The sequence below is a fragment of the Nocardia sp. NPDC052316 genome (assembly GCF_044547795.1).
In the GTDB taxonomy this organism is placed as follows: domain Bacteria; phylum Actinomycetota; class Actinomycetes; order Mycobacteriales; family Mycobacteriaceae; genus Nocardia.
Genome location: NZ_JBIUBB010000003.1, coordinates 832412 through 850780 on the forward strand (window position 1 = coordinate 832412; position 18369 = coordinate 850780).

Genomic DNA, 18369 nt, shown 5'->3' on the forward strand with positions numbered 1-18369 from the left:
GATGCCGCGGGGAAAGCACTTGCCGCGCTCGGGCCCGCCTGCGCACGATGGCTACGTGCTGATTTCCGACGGTGCCATCGCACTACGGCCGATCACGGTGGCCGATGCCGAGGCGCATCTGGCGGGGGAGGACGACGAGCTGGCGCGCTGGCTCAACGGCGGGCGCGGCACGCTGGAAACCGTTGTGCGGCATTTCGATCGGTGTGTGCGGCGATGGCAGGACAACGCGGCGGCCCGAACGTTCGCGGTGCTGGATGTGGCGAGCGGAACGCTGATCGGGACGCTGGACGTGCATACCAGGCAGCCGTATCTGACCGACCGGCAAGCCAATCTCGCCTACGGGATCTACCCGGATTGGCGCAAACGCGGGTACGCGACCCGGGCAGTCGAACTAGCGTGCCGCTATCTCGCGGAATCCGGGCTCGCCGACGAGGCGGTCATCCGAGTCGACCCGGACAATCACGCGTCGGCGGCGGTGGCTCGGCGTGCGGGATTCGGGTACAGCCACACCAGCGACGACGACGGCCCGGTCGACTGCTATCTGCGGCGCGTCGAGCCCTCAGCGCCCTGATTCGGCGACCGCCACCACGGCCTCGACCTCGACGAGGAACTCCGGGCGGAACAGTCCGGCCACCTGGACGAGGGAGCTGGCCGGGTTGGGCTGGTCGCCGAGCGCGGGCCGCAGGAACTCGTCGCGGACGTCGCGCAGGTCTTGCAGCCCGCTGGTGTCGGTGACGAACCAGGTGAGTTTGACCAGGTCGGTCCAGTCGGCGCCGAGGGCGTGCAGCACGTTTTCCAGGTTGGTCAGCGCCTGCCTGGTCTGGGCGGCCAGGTCGTCGGCGCCGACCAGGTTGCCGTCGGCGTCGACCGCGATCTGGCCGGACACGAAGGCGAGCCCGTTCGATGTGGTCACCGCGTGCGCGTAGCCGAAGCCGGGAGCGACGCCGGGGATGTCGGAGAGCCGTTCGTTGATCTTCGCCACGAGCACAGCTTAGACCGCCGGAACAGCTCGAATCATGTAGTCGTGCTATGACTTACGCGCCTCGAGGAGACGCTCGCACCCATGTCCGCGCAGGCGAGCACCCCCGGTTGGGGGCTTGACCCGCGGGTGTCTCCGGGGTGACAGTGCGCGGATGGTTGTGACACCCGACGTGCCTCGCGCGACGCTGCGCAAGGTCACCCTCCGCCTGGTGCCGTTTCTCGGGCTGCTGTATTTCGTCAACTATCTGGATCGGGTCAATATCGGGTTCGCCGGGCCCAGCGGCATGAAGGCCGATCTCGGGCTCACCGAGACCGCGTTCGGGCTGGCCTCCGGGATCTTCTTCATCGGCTATCTGGTGCTGGAGGTGCCGAGCAATTTGGCGCTGCACAAGTTCGGTGCGCGCCGCTGGATCGCCCGAATCCTGGCCAGTTGGGGTGTCGTCGCGACGGCGATGGCGTTCGTGCCGAACGACACCGTGCTGTACATCCTGCGTTTCGTGCTCGGCGTGGCGGAGGCGGGCTTCTTCCCGGGCATCCTGCTCTACCTCACCTATTGGTTCCCGCAGAACCAGCGCGCGAAGATCGTCGCCCTGTTCATGGTCGCCGTGCCGGTGTCCACCGCGCTCGGCGCCACCGTGTCGAGTCTGATCATCGAACACGGCGACGGCGTGTTCGGCCTCAGCGGCTGGCGGTTCATGTTCCTCGTCGAAGGGCTGCCCGCCATCTTCCTGGCGGTGGCGACCTGGTTCTTCCTCACCGACAGCCCCGCACAGGCCGGTTGGCTCACCAAGGCCGAACGGCAGTGGCTCAGTACCGAACTCGCCGCCGAGCAGGCCGAAGTGGAGAAGGCCGAGCAATGGACGGTGCGCAAGGCGCTCACCGATTCACGAGTGCTCGGCCTCGCCCTCGTCTACGGCGGGATCGTGTACGGGCTCTACGCGCTCGGGTTCTTCCTGCCGACGATCATCAAGGGCTTCGAACAGCAGTACGGCACCAGCTATTCGGTGGTCGAGCGCGGTCTCATCAACGCGGTGCCCTACGTCATCGGCGCTGTGGTCATGGTGTGGTGGAGCAGGCACGGCGACCGGACCGGGGAACGCCCATGGCACGTCGCGTTGCCCGCACTGCTCGGCGGCCTCGCCATTCCGGTGGCGCTGTATCTCGGAAATCCGTTGGCGGCCATGGTCGCGGTGACCGTATGCGCCGTCGGCGTACTCGCCGCACTGCCCACCTTCTGGGCGCTGCCCAGTGCCTTCCTCACCGGTGCGGCAGCGGCAGGCGGTATCGCGTTGATCAACTCGATCGGCAACTTCAGCGGCTTCGCCGCACCGTACATCACTGGCGCGCTACGCGATTGGACCGGAAGCCAACGCGCCGGGCTATGGGTGGTCGGCTTCGCCATGGTCGGCTCGGCAGTGGGTGTGCTGGTGCTGTGGAAACGCACTCGTGCTCGGGCATTGGAGGGATCGCGGTAGGTCGGTTCGCAACCCGTTCTCGAAACGGCCGGACCTCGGTGGACTGTTGGTCTGCGGGAAGCAGTCGGGTGCGCAAAATAGTCACGCGCAGGCGGGGGGACGACTGGGCGACCGCGATGTGGCTTTCGCAGATCCAGTCGGTGGACAGGCGCCAGGTGTTCTCGCGGGCGGGGAACGGGCCGACCACGGGGCGTTTGTTGCCTGCGAAGGCGGTCATGGTGGCGGCAAAGACGGTGACCGGGTCGTTGGGTGCCGGGACCGGGCCGCTGGGTGCCGGGACCGGGCCACAGGGTGCCGTACTAGAGGACCGGCTCGCGTGGTGTTCGGCTCGCGTGGTGTTGCGCCTGGGAACCGGCCCGCGCCCGGCAGGCGGGTGCGGACCGGTCCCGAGTGCGAACGTCGCGATCAGCTGCCGAAGCGTGCGAGAACGGCGGACGCTTCCTGCGAGGCGGTGCCTTCCTTGGCGAGATGCGCCATCTCCGGCGCGATTTCGCGACCGTGGTGCGCCATGGCCTGGGTGTAGAGGCGCCCTGCGCGGTAGGAGGAGCGGACCAGCGGCCCGGCCATCACGCCGGCGAAGCCGATCTCCTCGGCCATCTTGGAGTGCTCCACGAACTCCTCCGGCTTGACCCAGCGGTCGACCGGGTGGTGGCGCGGGGAGGGGCGCAGGTACTGGGTGATGGTGAGGATGTCGCAGCCTGCCTCGTGCAGGTCGCGCATCGCCTGGGTGACCTCTTCCGGGGTCTCGCCCATGCCGAGGATCAGGTTGGACTTGGTGACCAGGCCCGCCTCGCGCGCCGCGGTCAGGACCGAGAGGGAACGCTCGTAGCGGAAGGCGGGGCGGATGCGATTGAAGATGCGCGGCACCGTCTCCAGGTTGTGCGCCAACACCTCCGGGCGCGAGGAGAAGACCTCGGCCAGTTGGTCGGGGTCGGCGTTGAAGTCCGGGATGAGCAGTTCGACGCCGGTGTTCGGGTTGAGCTGCTTGATGGCGCGCACGGTTTCGGCGTAGAGCCAGGCGCCGCCGTCGTCCAGGTCGTCGCGGGCGACGCCGGTGATGGTCGAGTAGCGCAGGCCCATCGCCTGCACGCTCTCGGCGACCCTGCGCGGCTCGTCCCGATCGAGTGCGGCCGGTTTGCCGGTGTCGATCTGGCAGAAGTCGCAGCGCCGGGTGCACTGTTCGCCGCCGATCAGGAAGGTGGCCTCACGGTCTTCCCAGCATTCGAAGATGTTGGGACAGCCCGCCTCCTCACACACCGTGTGCAAGCCCTCGCGTTTCACGAGGCCTTTGAGCTCGGAATACTCCGGGCCCATCTTGGCCTTCGTCCGGATCCATTGAGGTTTGCGCTCGATCGGGGTCTCCGCGTTGCGCGCCTCGATGCGTAGCAGTTTGCGTCCTGCCGGTGCTGAAGCTGAGGTCACCAGATCGACATTACGCCTACCGGATCAGGCGCTCGCGGCCCCACCTGCCGGTGTGACGCGCGCAATATCGTGCGCGGTTACCGGCAGTTCGCCGTTGAGGGCGCGGGCGATGGCGTCGGCGACGAGTGGCTTCGCCTCGGCGACCGTGACCTCGCGGTTCAGCTCGCGCGAGAGCGTGGTGACACCGGCGTCGCGGATGCCGCAGGGGATGATCGCCTGGAAGCCGTCCATGGCGGCGTTGCAGTTGAGCGAGATGCCGTGCAGGGCGACGCCGCGCTGTACGCGCACGCCGATCGCGGCGATCTTGCGTTCGGCGAACACGTCGGTGGCGGGCAGCCAGACCCCGGAACGTCCCTCGATGCGGCCGCAGGTCAGGCCGAGGTCGGTGCAGACGGTGATGAGTGCTTCCTCGAGCCTGCGTACATAGTGGACGACGTCGACCGGTTCAGCGAGCCGCACGATCGGGTAGCCGACCAGCTGGCCCGGTCCGTGCCAGGTGATCTTGCCGCCGCGGTCCACCTCGACCACCGGACTGCCGTCGATCGGCAGATCCTCGGCCTCGGTGCGGCGGCCCGCGGTGTAGACCGAGGGGTGCTCCAGCAGCAGTAGGCGATCGGATCCGATGCCGTCGGCCCGTTGCGCGGCGATGGTGCGCTGCAGCTCCCAGGCGCTGTGGTAGTCGATGAGTCCGAGATCCTCGACCACGATCGGGGTCGTATCGAATCGGGCGGACCACGTGGTGCGCGTGTCGTTCACGAGCTCGACGGTACGCCGGGCGGGTTGTTCTCTTCCAGCTGTGTGCTGTGGACCGTGCCACAGGGGGTGCGAGCTAGCGCGCGTGGACCGGCAGCGTCAGCTGCATGAGGGTGAGGTCCATCCAGCGGCCGAACTTGTGGCCGACTTCGGGGAACTCACCGATCACGCGGAAGCCGAAGCGTTCGTGCAGCTGGATCGACCCGGTGTTGCCCGATTCGATGCCAGCGATGATCGCGTGCACGTGACCTGTCTGCCGTGCCCGCTCGATCAGCTCGGTGAGCAGGGCGGTGGCGATGCCGCGGCGCTGGAACCGTTCGTCGACGTACACCGAGTTCTCCACGGTGAAGCGGTAGCCCGCCTTGGGCCGCCACGGACCGTAGCTCGCGTAACCCGCGACCACACCGTCGATCTCCGCGACGAGGATCGGCAGGCCAGCGGCGGTGCGGTCCTCGAACCAGGCGAGGCGGTCGTCGAGGCCGACCTGCTCCAGATCCCAGATCGCCGTGGAGGTGGCGATATTCGCGTTGTGGATCGCCAGGATGGCGGGCAGGTCGTCGCGGTGCGCGTCGCGGATGCGGGTGGCGGGGCGGGTGTCGAGCTGGTCGGTCATCGATCGTCTCCGGGTTGTCCCACCGTCGCGGCCAGTGCGGCGCCGATGGTGGGGTGCTGGAACTCGTAGCCCGCCTCCTCGAGGGCCGTTGGTATCGCGCGCGGTCCGCGCAGGATCGCCTCCTGTGCGAGCTCGCCGACGAGCGCGCGCAGCGCGAACGCGGGCACCACCAGCGGCGTCGGCCGGTGCAGGGAACGGCCGAGCGCGCGGCTGAACTCCGCGTTGGTCACCGGCGCGGGGCCGACGACGTTGAGTGGACCGGCGAGGGTCTGCGAGCGCAGCGCGAAAACGATCGCGCCGATCTCGTCGGCCATCGAGATCCACGGTGTGTACTGACGGCCGCTGCCGAGCCGCCCGCCGAGACCGAGGAAGTACAGCGGGTGCAGCATGCTGAGCAGCCCGCCGTGCCTGGACAACACGATGGCACTGCGCAACAGCACGGTGCGCACGCCCGCGTCGGCGGCAGGCCGCGTCGCGGCCTCCCAATCCCGGCACAGCGTGGCCAGGAAACCCGAACCGGCGGGCGAGGTTTCGTCGACCACCCGGTCGCCGGTGTCGCCGCCGTAGAAGTGCACGCCGCTGGCGTTGAGCAACGCGGGCACGCCCGCCTTGACGACCGCGGCGGCCAGCACGTCGGTCGGGGTGATCCGGCTGTCGCGCAGCTCCTGTTTGAAGCTGCCGTTCCAGCGGCGGCGCCCTGTGCTCGCGCCACACAGGTTGACCACCGCGTCGGCGCCGCGCAAAGCCCGCTCGTCCAGTTCGGCACGGACCGGATCCCAGGCGAATTCGTCCGGGCCGGCCGCCCGCCTGCGTACCAGGCGGGCGACCTCGTGCCCGTCGCGGCGCAGTGCCGCGACGAGCGCCGTCCCGATCAACCCGGACGAGCCGGCGATCACGACCTTCATGCGTACACGACGGTCAGAGGCCGAGGTCGGCCTCGAACGCCGCTTCCTCGAGCCGGTGCCGGATCGTGGTGAGGAAGCGCCCCGCGTCGGCACCGTCGATGAGGCGGTGGTCGTAGGTGAGCGGCAGGTAGCACATCGAACGGACGCCGATGGACTCGCTGCCGGTGTCGTCCTTCACCACCACCGGGCGCTTGACGATCGCACCCGTGCCGAGCATGGCCGCCTGCGGCGGAACCAAGATCGGGGTGTCGAACAGGGCACCCTGGCTGCCGATGTTGGTGATGGTGAACGTGCCACCGGACAGCTCGTCCGGCTTGAGTCCACCGTTGCGGGCGCGGTTGGCGATGTCGGCGATGGCGCGTGCCAGGCCGGCCAGCGACAGGTCGCTCGCGTTGTGGATCACCGGGGAGAGCAGGCCCTGCTCGGTGTCGACGGCGATGCCGAGGTGCACCGCGGCGTGGTAGGTGACCTCCTTGGAGGAGTCGTCGTAGCTGGCGTTGACGTTCGGGTGCACGCCGAGCGCCTCGACGACGGCCTTGGCGAAGAACGGCAGGAACGTCAGGTTGACGCCCTCGCGCTCCTTGAACGAGGCCTTGGCCTGGGCCCGCAGTGTCGCGATCTTGGTGACGTCGGCCTCGTGCACCTGGGTCAGCTGCGCGGTGGTGCGCAGCGATTCCAGGGTCTTGGTCGCGGTGATCTGCCGGATCCGGTTCGCCTTCTGCACGGTGCCGCGCAGATGAGCCAGCTGCGGGCTGGCGGCCGCGGGGGCGGCCTTCGCCTTGGCCGCGGGGGCGGCCGGAGCCGGGGCCTTCTTGGCCTCCGCGGCGGCGAGCACGTCCTGCTTGCGGATGCGTCCGCCGACACCGGAACCGGTGAGCGAGGACAGGTCGACGCCGTTCTCGTCGGCCAGCTTGCGCACCAGCGGGGTGACGTACGGGGTGGAACCGTTACCGGCGGAGTCCGACTCGGTCGCCGTAGCGGTCGCGGCGGGCGCCTTCGGGGCGGGGGCCTGGGGGGCCGGGGCCTTCGGCGCCGGGGCGGGCGCGGCGGCCTGCTTCGGTTCCGGCTTGGGCTCCGGCTTCGGCTCGGGCTTGGGTTCGGGCTTCGGCTCCGGCTTCGGCGCGGGCTGCTCCGCCTTCGCGGGCGAACCGCTGCCGATCACGCCGAGCTGTCCACCCACAGCGACGACATCGTCTTCCTGCGCGGTGATCTCGAGCAGCTTGCCCGCCACCGGCGAAGGGATTTCGGTGTCGACCTTGTCGGTGGAGACCTCGAGCAACGGCTCGTCGACGGCGACATCGTCGCCGACCGCCTTGAGCCACCGGGTGACGGTGCCCTCGGTGACCGACTCGCCCAGCTCGGGCATCTTGACCGGGGTGCCATCGCCCGACGACGCGGGCGCGGCCTCGGCGGCGGGCGCCTGGGCCGGTTCTTCCTGAGCCTCGGGCTCGGGCTCGGCGGCCGGAGCTTCCTCGGCGGGAGCTTCCTGCGCGGGCGCGGCAGCGGCTTCGGGGGCGGGAGCCGAGCTCGACTCGGACGCCTCGCCGGCTTCGCTGATCACGCCGAGCTCACCACCGACCTCGACCACATCATCTTCTTGGGCGACGATCTTCGACAGCACGCCCGCCTGGGGGGACGGGATCTCCGTGTCGACCTTGTCGGTGGAGACCTCGAGCAGCGGCTCGTCGACCTCGACCGTGTCTCCTTCCTGCTTCAGCCACCGGGTGACCGTTCCCTCGGTGACGCTCTCACCAAGAGCTGGCATCTGGACGGAGAAGGCCATGTCCTCTGACTCCTCTGACTGCTCGACGGGTTTCTACAACAGTTGATCTCTCGGCGGGCCCGGCGCCGCGGGTTGCGGCGCGAGTCCGAAAGCCACCGATCATTGTGCGTGGCACCGGAGATCTGTGTGGTTCTTGTACCGCGATCCATCCTTGCACTCGTCCGCCCGGCGTGTAGCACAAGGGCAGTGAACTTCGTCGGGCTGGCAAGATGGGGAGACCGGCGCGCACTCTGTGCCGGGGTTGGAAAGGAGGTGCGCGTCGTTGGGTTTGCTAGATCGTTTCCGAGGCGGCGCGACCCGGGGTGGTAGCGCAGTACGTGCGGGTTCGGGGGGCGTCGAGGACGCTCGCTATCTCGCCGAGTGGGTGCGTACCCATGTCGGTGTCGAAGGCTATTTGGAGCCGAAAACGACCGTGACCGATGTCACTGTCGTGCTGATCGCCGCAGACGGCGAATGGACGCGGCGGATCGTCGGTGAGCGCGGGGCACGGCGGCTTGCCAAAGATTTGCGGATTCCCGTGTACGAGGTCGGTAAGACTGGATATCCACAACGGATGCGGGATTATGACGCCCGTAAACGCATCGAACGGCAGCGCGCGTTCGAAGCGGATCTGCGGGATCTATAGCTCCTGGCTACCGTCGAGCGACGCCGCATAGCGGTCGATTCGGGCGTGCACGGAATATCGTGGAACCGGTGCGGGGTGCATCCTGTCGGCGGCTCGGGCGGTGCCGTGTGGGCGTCCGCGGCTGTCGGCGGATGCGCGCCGGAGCCCCTGGATCCGTGCGTGGTGCGGGAGGTTGTGCGCCGTCCGACGTCGGCCGGACGGCGCACCGGTGTCACTCTCCGGCGATGTCCTCGATGACGGCGATGAGGGTGCGGACCGGCACCCCGGTGCCACCCTTGCCGATGTAGCCGAACGGTCCGCCCGTGTTGTAGGCCGGGCCCGCGACGTCGAGGTGGGCCCACTGCACGCCCTCCGGCACGAACTCCTTCAGGAACAGCCCGGCCGAGAGCATGCCGCCCCAGCGGTGCGGGGCGACGTTGGCGAGGTCGGCGATCTTGGAGTTGAGGTCGGCGCGCAGCTCGGTGGGCAGCGGCATGGCCCAACCGTTCTCGCCGATCCGCCGGGAGATCTCGGCGACGCGGTCGCGGAAATCGTCGGTGCCCATCACGCCGGGCGTGCGGGTGCCGAGCGCGACCATCTGCGCGCCGGTGAGGGTGGCGACGTCGATCAGGTAGTCGGGCTCGTCCTCGCCGGCCCGGACGATCGCGTCGGCCAGGATGAGGCGGCCCTCGGCGTCGGTGTTGAGCACCTCGACGGTGGTGCCGCCGTACTGGGTGAGCACGTCGCCCGGGCGCTGCGCGGTGGCCGATGGCATGTTCTCGGCCATCGGCACGGTCGCGGTGACCGTCACCGGCAGGCTCAGCCGCGCGGCGAGCAGCGTGGTGGCGACCACCGCGGCGGCGCCCGCCATGTCCGAGGTCATGTTCTCCATGTTCTGCGCGGGCTTGATGGAGATGCCGCCGGTGTCGAAGGTGATGCCCTTGCCGACCAGCGCGACCTTCTTCGGGCCGCCCGCGTAGGTGATCCGGACCAGCCGCGGCGGCCGCGACGAACCCTTGCCCACGCCGAGCACGCCGCCGTAACCGCTTGCGTCCAGCGCGTTTTCGTCGAGCACCTCGACGTCGAGGCCGGCCGCCTTCGCCAACTCCTCCGCGCGGGAAGCGAATTCGGCGGGGTATAGATGGCTGGGTGGGGTGTTCACGAAATCCCGCGCGGTGGCGACGGCTTCGGCGATCAGCTGAGCGCGGAACAGCTCCGCCTCGCCGAATTCCGGTTCGGGCACCAAGAACTCGACGCGGGCCACCGGCCGCTCGTCCGGCTTGGGCGCGGACTTGCCCGACCTGAACGACGTGAACGTGTAGGCGCCGAGGTAGAAACCCTCCGCTGCGGCGCCGATGTCCAGACCCGACAGGGTGGTCGCCACGAGCTCGGTGCCCGACAGCGTGCGCGCGGCAACACCGGCCGAGCGGCGGATCTGCTCGGCGTCGATCTTGTCGGCGGCGCCGAGGCCGACGGCGAGCACACTCGTCACATCCGGCAGCGCGGCCGGGGCGGGAACGCGGGTCAGTTCCTCGGCCTTGCCCTTCGCGCCGACCGCGCCGAGCTGATCCAGCAGTTCCGCACGGACATCGGCGGTGAGCACGTCGCTGAACAGGTCCTCGGGCACGATGGCGGGACCGTTCTCGGACGAAGTGATACCGAGGACCAGGACGTCGGTGTCCACACCGATGGTCTGGGTACGCGCGAGTTCCGGTCCTAGTGAACGATCTGCAACAGCGGTCATGGCGACAGGCTACTGGGCAGTCTGATCGCGATGCCGTCGAGGAGCAGTCCGAGGCCGGTGTCGAGGATGGCGTCCAAGTCCAGGTCCGGGCCTGGTGGGCCGTCGGCGAAAAGCCGGTGCAGCACGGGGCGGACGGCCGGGTCGAGCAACTCGGCGAGATCGGCGGGCATCTCCGTCGGTTCGGCGGCGCGGAGCCGGTCGGCGCGCTCGGAACTGGTCAGCAAAGCGAGGCCCTGGACCAAGCCGGAGAACGCGAGATACATCGCGAGAATCGTGTCGCGGGTCAGGCCCCGCTGGTCGAGGGCGGCGAAGGAACGTTCGAGAATGTCCAGGAGGGCGGGGCCGATCGGCGGGCGTATCCGGGCCAGGATCGGCAGCATCCACGGGTGGCGTTGATACAGCTGCCATTCCTCGTGTGCCTCGTGGGTCAGCCGGGTTCGCCAGTCGCCGGGTTCGGTGTCGGGCTGGTGGATTTCGGCGAGCACCAGTTCGGCCATGCCTGCCAGCAGCGCCTCGCGGTCGGCGAAGTGGCGGTACAGGCCCGCGGTTGCCGCGCCGAGTTCGCTGGCCAATCTGCGCATGGACAGTCCGTCGATGCCCTCGCGGTCGGCCAGGTCGACGGCGGCGCGCACGATGCCGATCGTGGTCAGTTTGGCCGGGCGCGCGGTGCGCGGGGCGGGCGTCACCTCGTTGCGGCGGGCGCGGTAGGCGCGGGCCTGGCACGCGCGGGAGCAGTAGCGGCGTTTGCGGCCGCGGACCGGTTGGGTGAGGGTGCTGCCGCAGATTCCGCAGGCCACCTCGACCTCCATTTCGACACACGAACAGGTGTGACGAAATTCTAGCGATGCCGCTTTGACCTGCCTACCTTGGCGGAAGCACACGGTGTTCACGACGAAAGGGTCAGCGGATGGAAATCACGGTTCGGCGGGCGGGCGAGCAGGATCGCGACGCGGTGATCGCGGCGTACAGCATCGCCAGCCCCGACGAGGTGGTGACGGAGTGGGTGCTCGACGGGTATCCCGTCGACGAGTTCACCCCGCAGTACGTGCCCGGTCTCATCGACCGCGCGTTGCGCGACGACCAGATCTGGCTCGCCGGTACCGAATCGGAGATCTGGGCGGTGTCGATCTGGCAGCGGGTGGATTCGATGGAGCGGTTCGAGGCGGAGGCCGTCGAGGCACGCGCGATGGCCGCGAGTGTGCCCGATGTGCGTCCGCTGCAGCGGGTTGCCGTGCTGAGCGATCTCCTCGCGAGCTCGCATCCCCGGGAGTTTCCGCACTGGTATCTGCAGGTGATCGTCACGGTGCCGCAGCATCGCGGGAAAGGGGCGGGTGGCGCGATCCTCGCCGACCGGACCAAGGCAATTTCCTCGGCCGGCTTGCCCGCTTACCTCGAGGCGAGCACCGAGCGATCCGCCCGGCTCTACACCCGAAATGGGTTCGCGGCGACCGGCACCACCTACGACCTCCCCGAGAACGGACCCACCATCCGTCCGATGTGGTTCCGCGGGTGAGTTGATTCGAGCGTCCCGCTCGACCGGCTCCGTCTGAGGACTCAGACGGAGTCGGGGCGGGAGTGGGGACGGCGGTTGCGGGTGGCGGATAAGCTCGCCGGGTGACCGACTCGAACCTGCTGCAAGGCCCTATCCATGGTGTACACGTCGAGCTGGGGGCGACTTTCGCACCGTTCGGCGGGTGGGAAATGCCCGTCTCCTACGAGGGGACGGTGGCCGAACATCAGTCGGTCCGCACCACGGTCGGACTGTTCGACGTGAGCCATCTCGGCAAGGCGACGGTGCGCGGTGCGGGCGCGGCGGCCTTCGTGAACTCGGCGCTCACCAATGACCTCGGCCGGATCCGGCCGGGCAAGGCGCAGTACACGCTGTGCTGCGCGCCCGACGGTGGCGTGATCGACGACCTGATCGCCTACTACGTGAGCGACGACGAGATCTTCCTCGTCCCCAATGCGGCCAACACCGCGGCGGTGGTCGCGGAGCTGCAGAAGGTGGCGCCCGAGGGTGTCACGGTGACCGATGAGCATCGCGAGTACGGCGTGTTCGCGGTGCAGGGTCCGCGCTCGACCGAGGTGCTCACCGCGCTCGGCCTGCCCACCGACATGGAGTACATGGCCTACGCCGACGCCGAGTGGGATGGTCGCCCGGTTCGCGTGTGCCGCACCGGCTACACCGGTGAGCACGGTTACGAGCTGCTGCCCCGCTGGGCCGACGCCGAGCCGCTGTTCCGTGCCCTGGTCGAGCAGGTCCGCGCGGCCGGCGGCCAGGCCGCAGGCCTCGGCGCGCGTGACACGCTGCGCACCGAGATGGGTTACCCGCTGCACGGACATGAACTGTCCCTGGAGATCTCGCCGGTGCAGGCCCGCACCGGCTGGGCGGTCGGCTGGAAGAAGCCCGAGTTCTGGGGCAAAGCCGCGCTGGAGCAGGAGAAGTCGGCAGGGCCGCGCCGAACCCTGTTGGGGCTCAAGGCACTCGACCGCGGCGTGCTGCGCCAAGGCCAGGCCGTGCTGCGCGACGGTGAGCCGATCGGCGAGACCACCTCCGGCACCTTTTCGCCGACCCTCAAGATCGGCATCGCGCTTGCGCTGCTCGACACCGAGGCGGGCATCGAGCCCGGTGCCGAGGTCGAGGTGGATGTTCGTGGACGTCGGCTGCGGTGCGAGGTCATCCGGCCGCCTTTCGTGGAGACCAACACGAAGTAGGTGTGGGTTGCTTGCCGCGCGGGATTTGTCGCGCGGCTAGTACCGCCAGCGGGCCGGGGCGCCGCGGAACACGGCGTGTCGCGCGAAAAGTCGCGGCGTGGCGGGCTGGTGAGTGCGCAGAATGCGTACTGGCCGGTGTGGTTTCCTGCGGCGAATTCGGGCGCACGGTGCATTTTGGTGCGCGCGTGGCGGGGGTCGCGGGAAGTTCTGCGGTGCGGTGGCCGATCGGGCGCAAAGCTTGAATGCGGCTTGGCTAGGATCAGGCACATGACCGTTGCTGCACAGTTTGCCCGTGTCCCGCATCCCGCGCCCGCTCCGGCGCAGCGGCGACAAGAGGTACTGGCGGCGCCCGGGTTCGGGCGGTTCTTCACCGACCACATGGTCTCGATCGACTACACCGACGGCGAGTGGACCAACGCCCGCGTCGAGCCGTACGGCCCGCTACCCCTTGACCCCGCGACCATGGTCTTCCACTACGGACAGGCCATCTTCGAGGGGCTGAAGGCGTACCGGCACGGCGACGCCAGCGTGGCCTGCTTCCGCATCGACGCCAACGCCGCGCGGTTCCGCCGCTCCGCCCGCCGGATGGCGATGGCCGAACTGCCGGAGGAGCTGTTCATCGAGTCCGTGCGTCAACTGCTCGAGGTGGACCGCGACTGGGTGCCCGCCGCGGGCGGCGAAGACTCGCTGTACCTGCGCCCCTTCATGTTCGCCACCGAAGCCGGGCTCGGCGTGAAGCCCGCCGCCGGCTACAAGTACCTGCTCATGGCCTCCCCGGCCGGTGCCTACTTCCCACGCGGCGTCAAGCCGGTGCGGGTGTGGCTGTCGACCGAATACGTGCGTGCGGCGCCCGGCGGCACCGGCGAGGCCAAGGTGGCAGGCAACTACGCCGCCTCGCTGCTCGCCCAGGCCGAGGCGACGGCGCAGGGTTGCGACCAGGTGGTCTGGCTGGATGCGTGCGAGCGCCGTTACGTCGAGGAGATGGGCACCAACAACCTGTTCTTCGTGTTCGGGTCCGGGTCGGAGGCGCGGCTGGTCACCCCGGAGCTGTCCGGTGCGTTGCTGCCCGGCATCACCCGCGACTCGTTGCTCACCCTCGCCGCCGACTCCGGGTTCCCGGTCGAAGAGCGCAAGGTTTCGGTCGAGGAGTGGCGCAAGGGTGCCGAATCCGGCGAGATCACCGAGGTTTTCGCGTGCGGGACCGCTGCCGTGATCACGCCCGTCGGCTGGGTTCAGTCCGCGGACGGTGAGTTCACCATCGGTGGTGGCGAGCCCGGCGAGGTCACCATGGCGCTGCGCGACACGCTGACCGGTATCCAGCGTGGCACCTTCGCCGACATCCACGGGTGGATGCGCACGATGTAGTCGGCGAGTGGCACACCATCGTGCGGGTTTCTCGCGAATTGCCGCAATGGTGTGCCACTCGATCAGCTCGGGCGTTGGATGCGCGCGGTGGTAGGGCGGGTGATTTCCCGCCCGCGCGCCGGTCGAAATCAGCTGGGCATGAACATGTGCCACTCGTCCAAAGTCTTCGGGCGTAAGACGTAGTTTTTGTCCCGGACAGTGGAGAGCGGAGCGTAGGGCTCCTGCGAATACCAGTGCCCGGGGTAGACGACCGGGTCGCCGGACAATTCGGCCAAATAGCGCAGGCTGCGGAACATTTCGTCGGAGTCGCCGCCGGGGAAGTCGGTGCGGCCGCAGCCGTCGACGAACAGGGTATCGCCGGCGATCAGGCGATCGTCGAACAGAAAGCATTGGCTGCCCGGCGTGTGTCCCGGGGTATGCAGCAGTTCGATCTCGAAGGTGCCGACACTGACTTTGTCGCCGTGCTCGTGTCCGGTCAGTTCGCTCGGTGCGATGCCGGTGACGTTGGCCACCCAGGAGAGCTCTTGTGCGTTGATATGCACTGGGACACTTGTCTTTTCGAGTAACTCGCGGACACCGCCGAGGGTGAATCCGAGCATTGTTCCACCCACATGGTCCGGGTGGTGATGGGTCGCGAGCACGCCGGTCAGCCGTAGCCCGTCACCCTCGGCGATATCGACCAGATCCGCCGCCGCGTAGGCCGGATCGACCACCACACATTCGCCGGTCTCCTGATCACCGATCAGATACGCGAAATTTCTCATCTGCGTCGCAATCGGATCGCCGACGGCGTAGTCCCTCCCCGACAACAGCTGGCGAAAATACAAGCGCTCAGAAGACATACCGCCCACCTTATTGCCCGACCCAGACGATCCGCGCGCCGCAGCCGCAAATTGTTTGCTGCGCCGAACGTGGCGTCCTGCAGAACGACTGGACGAACGCTCAGTTGGGCTTGATAAGGACAGGGAGAGTGTGGTGACCGCCACTCTCGCGACGCCGGAAGCATGTCTGCTGGAGTAGCAGTCCGAGGCCGACGTTCAGGTGCAGACGGAGTGCGGACATGACAGTCGGTGGAATGCCCAGACGAGTCACCGTCAATGGGACGGGGCCGCAGCGATGTGCGCGCCGGGGATAAGCCGTGTTCTTCAGAGGGACAGGGTGGCGGCGGTGAGGCAGACGCTCAGTTCGATGGTGGCGCCCAGGGTGTCGCCGGAGAGGCCACCGAAGCGGCGGACGCTGTGGCGGACGAGGATGGTTGCGGCCGTGAGGGCGATGAGAATGGCGAGGGGGCCTTGCCAGTGGGTCGGGGTGGCGAAGATCGCGGCGGTGAGAGCGGCGGTAAACCACAGGGCGGCGGTCAACGGGTGTTGGGTGCCGGCGACGAGGGCGCCGAAGCTGGTGTCCGGTGCGGCGTCGATGCCCTTGCGGCAAGCGAGGACTACCGCGATGCGGCCGACGGTGACCGCCAGGGCGACGGCGAACCAGCGATCCGCTTCGGCCAGGGCGGCGAACGAAACCGCTTGGACACCAATCGAGAACACGAGAGCTGCGACGCCGAAGGGTCCCGCGCCGCCACTCTTCATGATCTGCCTGGCTCGTTCGGGTGGGCCATAGCTGCCGAGCCCGTCCATCGTGTCGGCGAGTCCGTCCAGGTGCATACCCCGCGTAATCAACGCCAACGCCCCGACCACCAGCAGCCCGGCAAGCATCGGACTAGCCCCCACCCAGCCGAGCACCCACAGCAGCCCGGCCGCCCCTGCACCCAACAGTCCACCGACCAACGGTGCCAACGCAATTGCCCGCCCGGCCGCTACCCGATCGACCGTCTCCGGTCCACGCACCGGTAAGACGGTGAGCCAGGACACCGCTAGTCGTAGCCCGTTCATGCTCGCGAACCTGACAAGCGCGAACTACGGGGTCCGTCCGACGTCGCCCGGTCTGTGAGCGAACCATGCTGTGCCGCAATGGCACGATTGCCGTCGATAGGAACGTCGAAACTGGGGGCCGTCGCCCGCTCGATGGTTGGCGGACGTTGTGCCGAGCCGGCGCGTGGGTTGCCGCTGGACGCGTCGAGCGCAGTGTGCGTCGCCCAGTCGGCAATTGGAAGTCGCAGTGTGACAAGCGCACCTTGGCCGTCGCCGGGTTCAACGCACTCAGTGGACATCGCCCGGACTGCGGTTGTCGGAGGCTGTGCCGCACCGGCGCGATCGTTGCCGTTTGACGCGTAGAGCCCGATCGACGCGCCCATGCTTGGAAGGGGCTGTGCGACAAGGGCATCGAGGCCGTCGCTGGGTTCAGCTAACGTCACCCGTTCTGTGGTGGGAGGACGCTGTGCCGTAAGGAGGCAGTGGCCGCTCCTGGAGGTGTCGATCCCGGTGTACTTCGCCCGGGCTGCGGTCGTCGGAGGTTGTGCCGCACCGATGTGATCGTTGCCGATGGATGCGTAGAGCCCGATCGCGACGCCCGTGCTTGGAAGGCGCTGTGTGACAAGGGCGTTGTGGCTGCCGCCGGGCTCGGCGAACCCGGTCGCGGGCGCTTCGATCAACGACAGCCGGGCACTCATTTCCGCAAATCCGGTGTGGCCGATGGGGTGCCGGTGAGGTCGGCGGCGTCGGTGGGTGCGGTGAGTCCGGGGGCGTCGGCGGTGTCGGCGGGGATGGTGAGGTCGGTGTTGTCGGCGGTGTCGGTGTCGGCGGTGCTGACGCCTGCCTCGGCGAAGGTGGACATCTCGGCGAGGGTGGCGACGGCGGCGCGGAGGAGGGGGAGGGCGGTGAGGGCGCCGGATGCTTCGCCGAGTCGCATGTCGAGGTCGAGGAGCGGGTCCAGGCGGAGGCGCTGCAAGGCCAGGTTGTGTGCGGGCTCGGTGGAGCGGTGGCCGGCCAGCCACCAGGCCGAAGCGCCTGCGGCGAGGTCTTCGGCGACCAGGGCGGCGGCGGTGACGACCACGCCGTCGAGGATGACAGGTGTGCGGCGCGTCGCTGCTTGCGCCAGGAACGCGGCCATGGCGGCGAAATCGGCGCCCGCGGCGACCCGAAGCAACTCGACCGGGTCTTTGGCGACCGGGCGGGCTCGGCGCATGGCGTCGCGAATCGCGGCGACCTTGCGCGCCCAGCCCGCGTCGTCGACTCCGGTGCCGCGGCCGACGGCGGCGACGGGTTCGGTGTCGGTGAGCGTCGCGATGAGAGCGGTGGCGGGTGTGGTGTTGCCGATGCCCATGTCGCCTGCGATGAGCACGTCGGCGCCCGCGTCGATCTCCTCGTCGGCGATCGCCTTACCGGCGGCGAGTGCGGCCGCCACCTCGGCGAGCGTGAGCGCGTCCGCGCGGTCGATGGCACCGCTGGAGCGACGCACCTTGTGCCTGGCGACGAGCGAATCGGTCTCGGCGTCCACAGAGATGTCCGCCACGCGCACGGTGGCGCCCCCGACGACGGCGAGTGCGTTCACGGCCGCTCCGCCGCTCAAAAAGTTCGCCACCATCTGCGCGGTGACCTCGCTCGGATACGCCGAAACCCCGTGCCGCGCAACGCCGTGATCGCCGGCGAACACCACCACCCTGGCCCGCTCGAACTGCTTCGGCGGGCACACGCCCTGACACGCCGCCACCCAGTTGCCGAGCTCCTCGAGCCGTCCGAGCGACCCACCGGGTTTGGTCAACTGCGCCTGCCGCCGCTCGGCCGCCGCCCGAACCTCTGCGTCAGGAGGCGTCACCGGTCCAAATCCGTGTGTCACTGTCGAGCCTTTCCGGTAAGGACGGTCAATACACCCATACGTCGCTCAATCTTGCCCGGCGCGGGCATTGCCGCACACATCAGCCGTCCCCAACCCAGCGCTCGCGACCGCAGGCCGTGCACCGCGTTGCCGCCGAGGTCAGACAACCCGCCCCAACCCATCGGTGCCAGCGCTCGCGACCGCGGGCCGTGCACCGCGTTGCCGCCGAGGTCAGACAACCCGCCCCAACCCATCGGTGCCAGCGCTCGCGACCGCGGGCCGTGCACCGCGTTGCCGCCGT

At 68.9% G+C, this 18369-nt stretch carries 19 protein-coding genes; 6 read left to right on the forward strand and 13 right to left on the reverse strand.

The genetic code is table 11. The annotated features are described in order from the left end of the window. Positions 1-55 precede the first annotated feature (55 nt). Positions 56-571: a GNAT family N-acetyltransferase gene (locus ACIHA7_RS16600; RefSeq protein WP_397290148.1), complete on the forward strand. Its 516-nt coding sequence runs from the start codon at positions 56-58 to the stop codon at positions 569-571. Here the strand turns inward: ACIHA7_RS16600 and ACIHA7_RS16605 are convergent. Further along, positions 560-982: a RidA family protein gene (locus ACIHA7_RS16605; protein WP_397290150.1), complete on the reverse strand. Its 423-nt coding sequence runs from the start codon at positions 980-982 to the stop codon at positions 560-562. The genes ACIHA7_RS16600 and ACIHA7_RS16605 overlap by 12 nt on opposite strands. A gap of 151 nt (positions 983-1133) precedes the next feature. Here ACIHA7_RS16605 and ACIHA7_RS16610 point away from each other — a divergent pair, with 151 nt between their 5' ends. After that, positions 1134-2456 carry an MFS transporter gene (locus ACIHA7_RS16610; RefSeq protein WP_397290152.1) on the forward strand — a complete coding sequence of 441 codons (1323 nt, stop codon included), beginning with the start codon at positions 1134-1136 and terminating at the stop codon, positions 2454-2456. 405 nt (positions 2457-2861) lie between these two features. Here ACIHA7_RS16610 and lipA read toward each other — a convergent pair whose 3' ends face one another. From lipA to sucB, 5 genes are all read right to left on the reverse strand, one after another. Continuing rightward, positions 2862-3878, reverse strand: coding sequence for a lipoyl synthase (lipA, locus tag ACIHA7_RS16615; RefSeq protein WP_397290154.1), 1017 nt, complete (start codon positions 3876-3878; stop codon positions 2862-2864). Between the two features lie 24 nt (positions 3879-3902). Further along, positions 3903-4634: a lipoyl(octanoyl) transferase LipB gene (gene lipB, locus ACIHA7_RS16620; protein WP_397290156.1), complete on the reverse strand. Its 732-nt coding sequence runs from the start codon at positions 4632-4634 to the stop codon at positions 3903-3905. Between the two features lie 73 nt (positions 4635-4707). Continuing rightward, positions 4708-5244, reverse strand: coding sequence for a GNAT family N-acetyltransferase (locus ACIHA7_RS16625; RefSeq protein ID WP_397290158.1), 537 nt, complete (start codon positions 5242-5244; stop codon positions 4708-4710). Beyond that, on the reverse strand, positions 5241-6149 hold the full coding sequence (locus tag ACIHA7_RS16630; protein WP_397290160.1) for a TIGR01777 family oxidoreductase: 909 nt from the start codon (positions 6147-6149) through the stop codon (positions 5241-5243). Before ACIHA7_RS16630 ends, ACIHA7_RS16625 begins: the two co-directional genes overlap by 4 nt. A gap of 13 nt (positions 6150-6162) precedes the next feature. Beyond that, on the reverse strand, positions 6163-7932 hold the full coding sequence (gene sucB / locus ACIHA7_RS16635) for a 2-oxoglutarate dehydrogenase, E2 component, dihydrolipoamide succinyltransferase (protein ID WP_397290162.1): 1770 nt from the start codon (positions 7930-7932) through the stop codon (positions 6163-6165). 262 nt (positions 7933-8194) lie between these two features. Here sucB and ACIHA7_RS16640 point away from each other — a divergent pair, with 262 nt between their 5' ends. Next, entirely contained in the window at positions 8195-8557 is a 363-nt protein-coding gene (locus tag ACIHA7_RS16640; protein ID WP_397290164.1) for an oxidoreductase, read from the forward strand. 211 nt (positions 8558-8768) lie between these two features. Here ACIHA7_RS16640 and ACIHA7_RS16645 read toward each other — a convergent pair whose 3' ends face one another. Together ACIHA7_RS16645 and ACIHA7_RS16650 are read right to left on the reverse strand one after the other, a co-directional pair. Then, positions 8769-10280, reverse strand: coding sequence for a leucyl aminopeptidase (locus ACIHA7_RS16645; protein ID WP_397290166.1), 1512 nt, complete (start codon positions 10278-10280; stop codon positions 8769-8771). Beyond that, entirely contained in the window at positions 10277-11089 is an 813-nt protein-coding gene (locus ACIHA7_RS16650; RefSeq protein ID WP_397290168.1) for a TetR/AcrR family transcriptional regulator, read from the reverse strand. Before ACIHA7_RS16650 ends, ACIHA7_RS16645 begins: the two co-directional genes overlap by 4 nt. A gap of 98 nt (positions 11090-11187) precedes the next feature. Between ACIHA7_RS16650 and ACIHA7_RS16655 the strand changes: the two genes are divergently transcribed. From ACIHA7_RS16655 to ACIHA7_RS16665, 3 genes are all read left to right on the forward strand, one after another. Then, entirely contained in the window at positions 11188-11793 is a 606-nt protein-coding gene (locus ACIHA7_RS16655) for a GNAT family N-acetyltransferase (protein WP_397290170.1), read from the forward strand. 101 nt (positions 11794-11894) lie between these two features. Continuing rightward, complete coding sequence (gene gcvT, locus ACIHA7_RS16660) at positions 11895-12995, forward strand: glycine cleavage system aminomethyltransferase GcvT (protein WP_397290172.1); 1101 nt, start codon at positions 11895-11897, stop codon at positions 12993-12995. A gap of 267 nt (positions 12996-13262) precedes the next feature. Then, the gene (locus ACIHA7_RS16665; RefSeq protein WP_397290174.1) at positions 13263-14360 is read left to right on the forward strand and encodes a branched-chain amino acid aminotransferase; all 1098 of its coding nucleotides are present in this window, start codon (positions 13263-13265) and stop codon (positions 14358-14360) included. Positions 14361-14488: 128 nt separating this feature from the next. Here ACIHA7_RS16665 and ACIHA7_RS16670 read toward each other — a convergent pair whose 3' ends face one another. From ACIHA7_RS16670 to ACIHA7_RS16690, 5 genes are all read right to left on the reverse strand, one after another. Next, a complete protein-coding gene (locus ACIHA7_RS16670) occupies positions 14489-15202 on the reverse strand; it encodes an MBL fold metallo-hydrolase (protein WP_397290176.1) in 714 nt (237 codons plus the stop codon). Positions 15203-15505: 303 nt separating this feature from the next. Next, entirely contained in the window at positions 15506-16246 is a 741-nt protein-coding gene (locus tag ACIHA7_RS16675; RefSeq protein ID WP_397290178.1) for an adenosylcobinamide-GDP ribazoletransferase, read from the reverse strand. Continuing rightward, positions 16243-16923: a hypothetical protein gene (locus tag ACIHA7_RS16680; RefSeq protein ID WP_397290180.1), complete on the reverse strand. Its 681-nt coding sequence runs from the start codon at positions 16921-16923 to the stop codon at positions 16243-16245. Before ACIHA7_RS16680 ends, ACIHA7_RS16675 begins: the two co-directional genes overlap by 4 nt. After that, positions 16920-18089 carry a nicotinate-nucleotide--dimethylbenzimidazole phosphoribosyltransferase gene (gene cobT, locus ACIHA7_RS16685; protein WP_397290182.1) on the reverse strand — a complete coding sequence of 390 codons (1170 nt, stop codon included), beginning with the start codon at positions 18087-18089 and terminating at the stop codon, positions 16920-16922. The genes ACIHA7_RS16680 and cobT overlap by 4 nt, the downstream gene beginning before the upstream one ends. After that, on the reverse strand, positions 18086-18369 hold a 284-nt coding region (locus tag ACIHA7_RS16690; protein WP_397290184.1), incomplete at its 5' end, for a hypothetical protein. The genes cobT and ACIHA7_RS16690, both read right to left, overlap by 4 nt.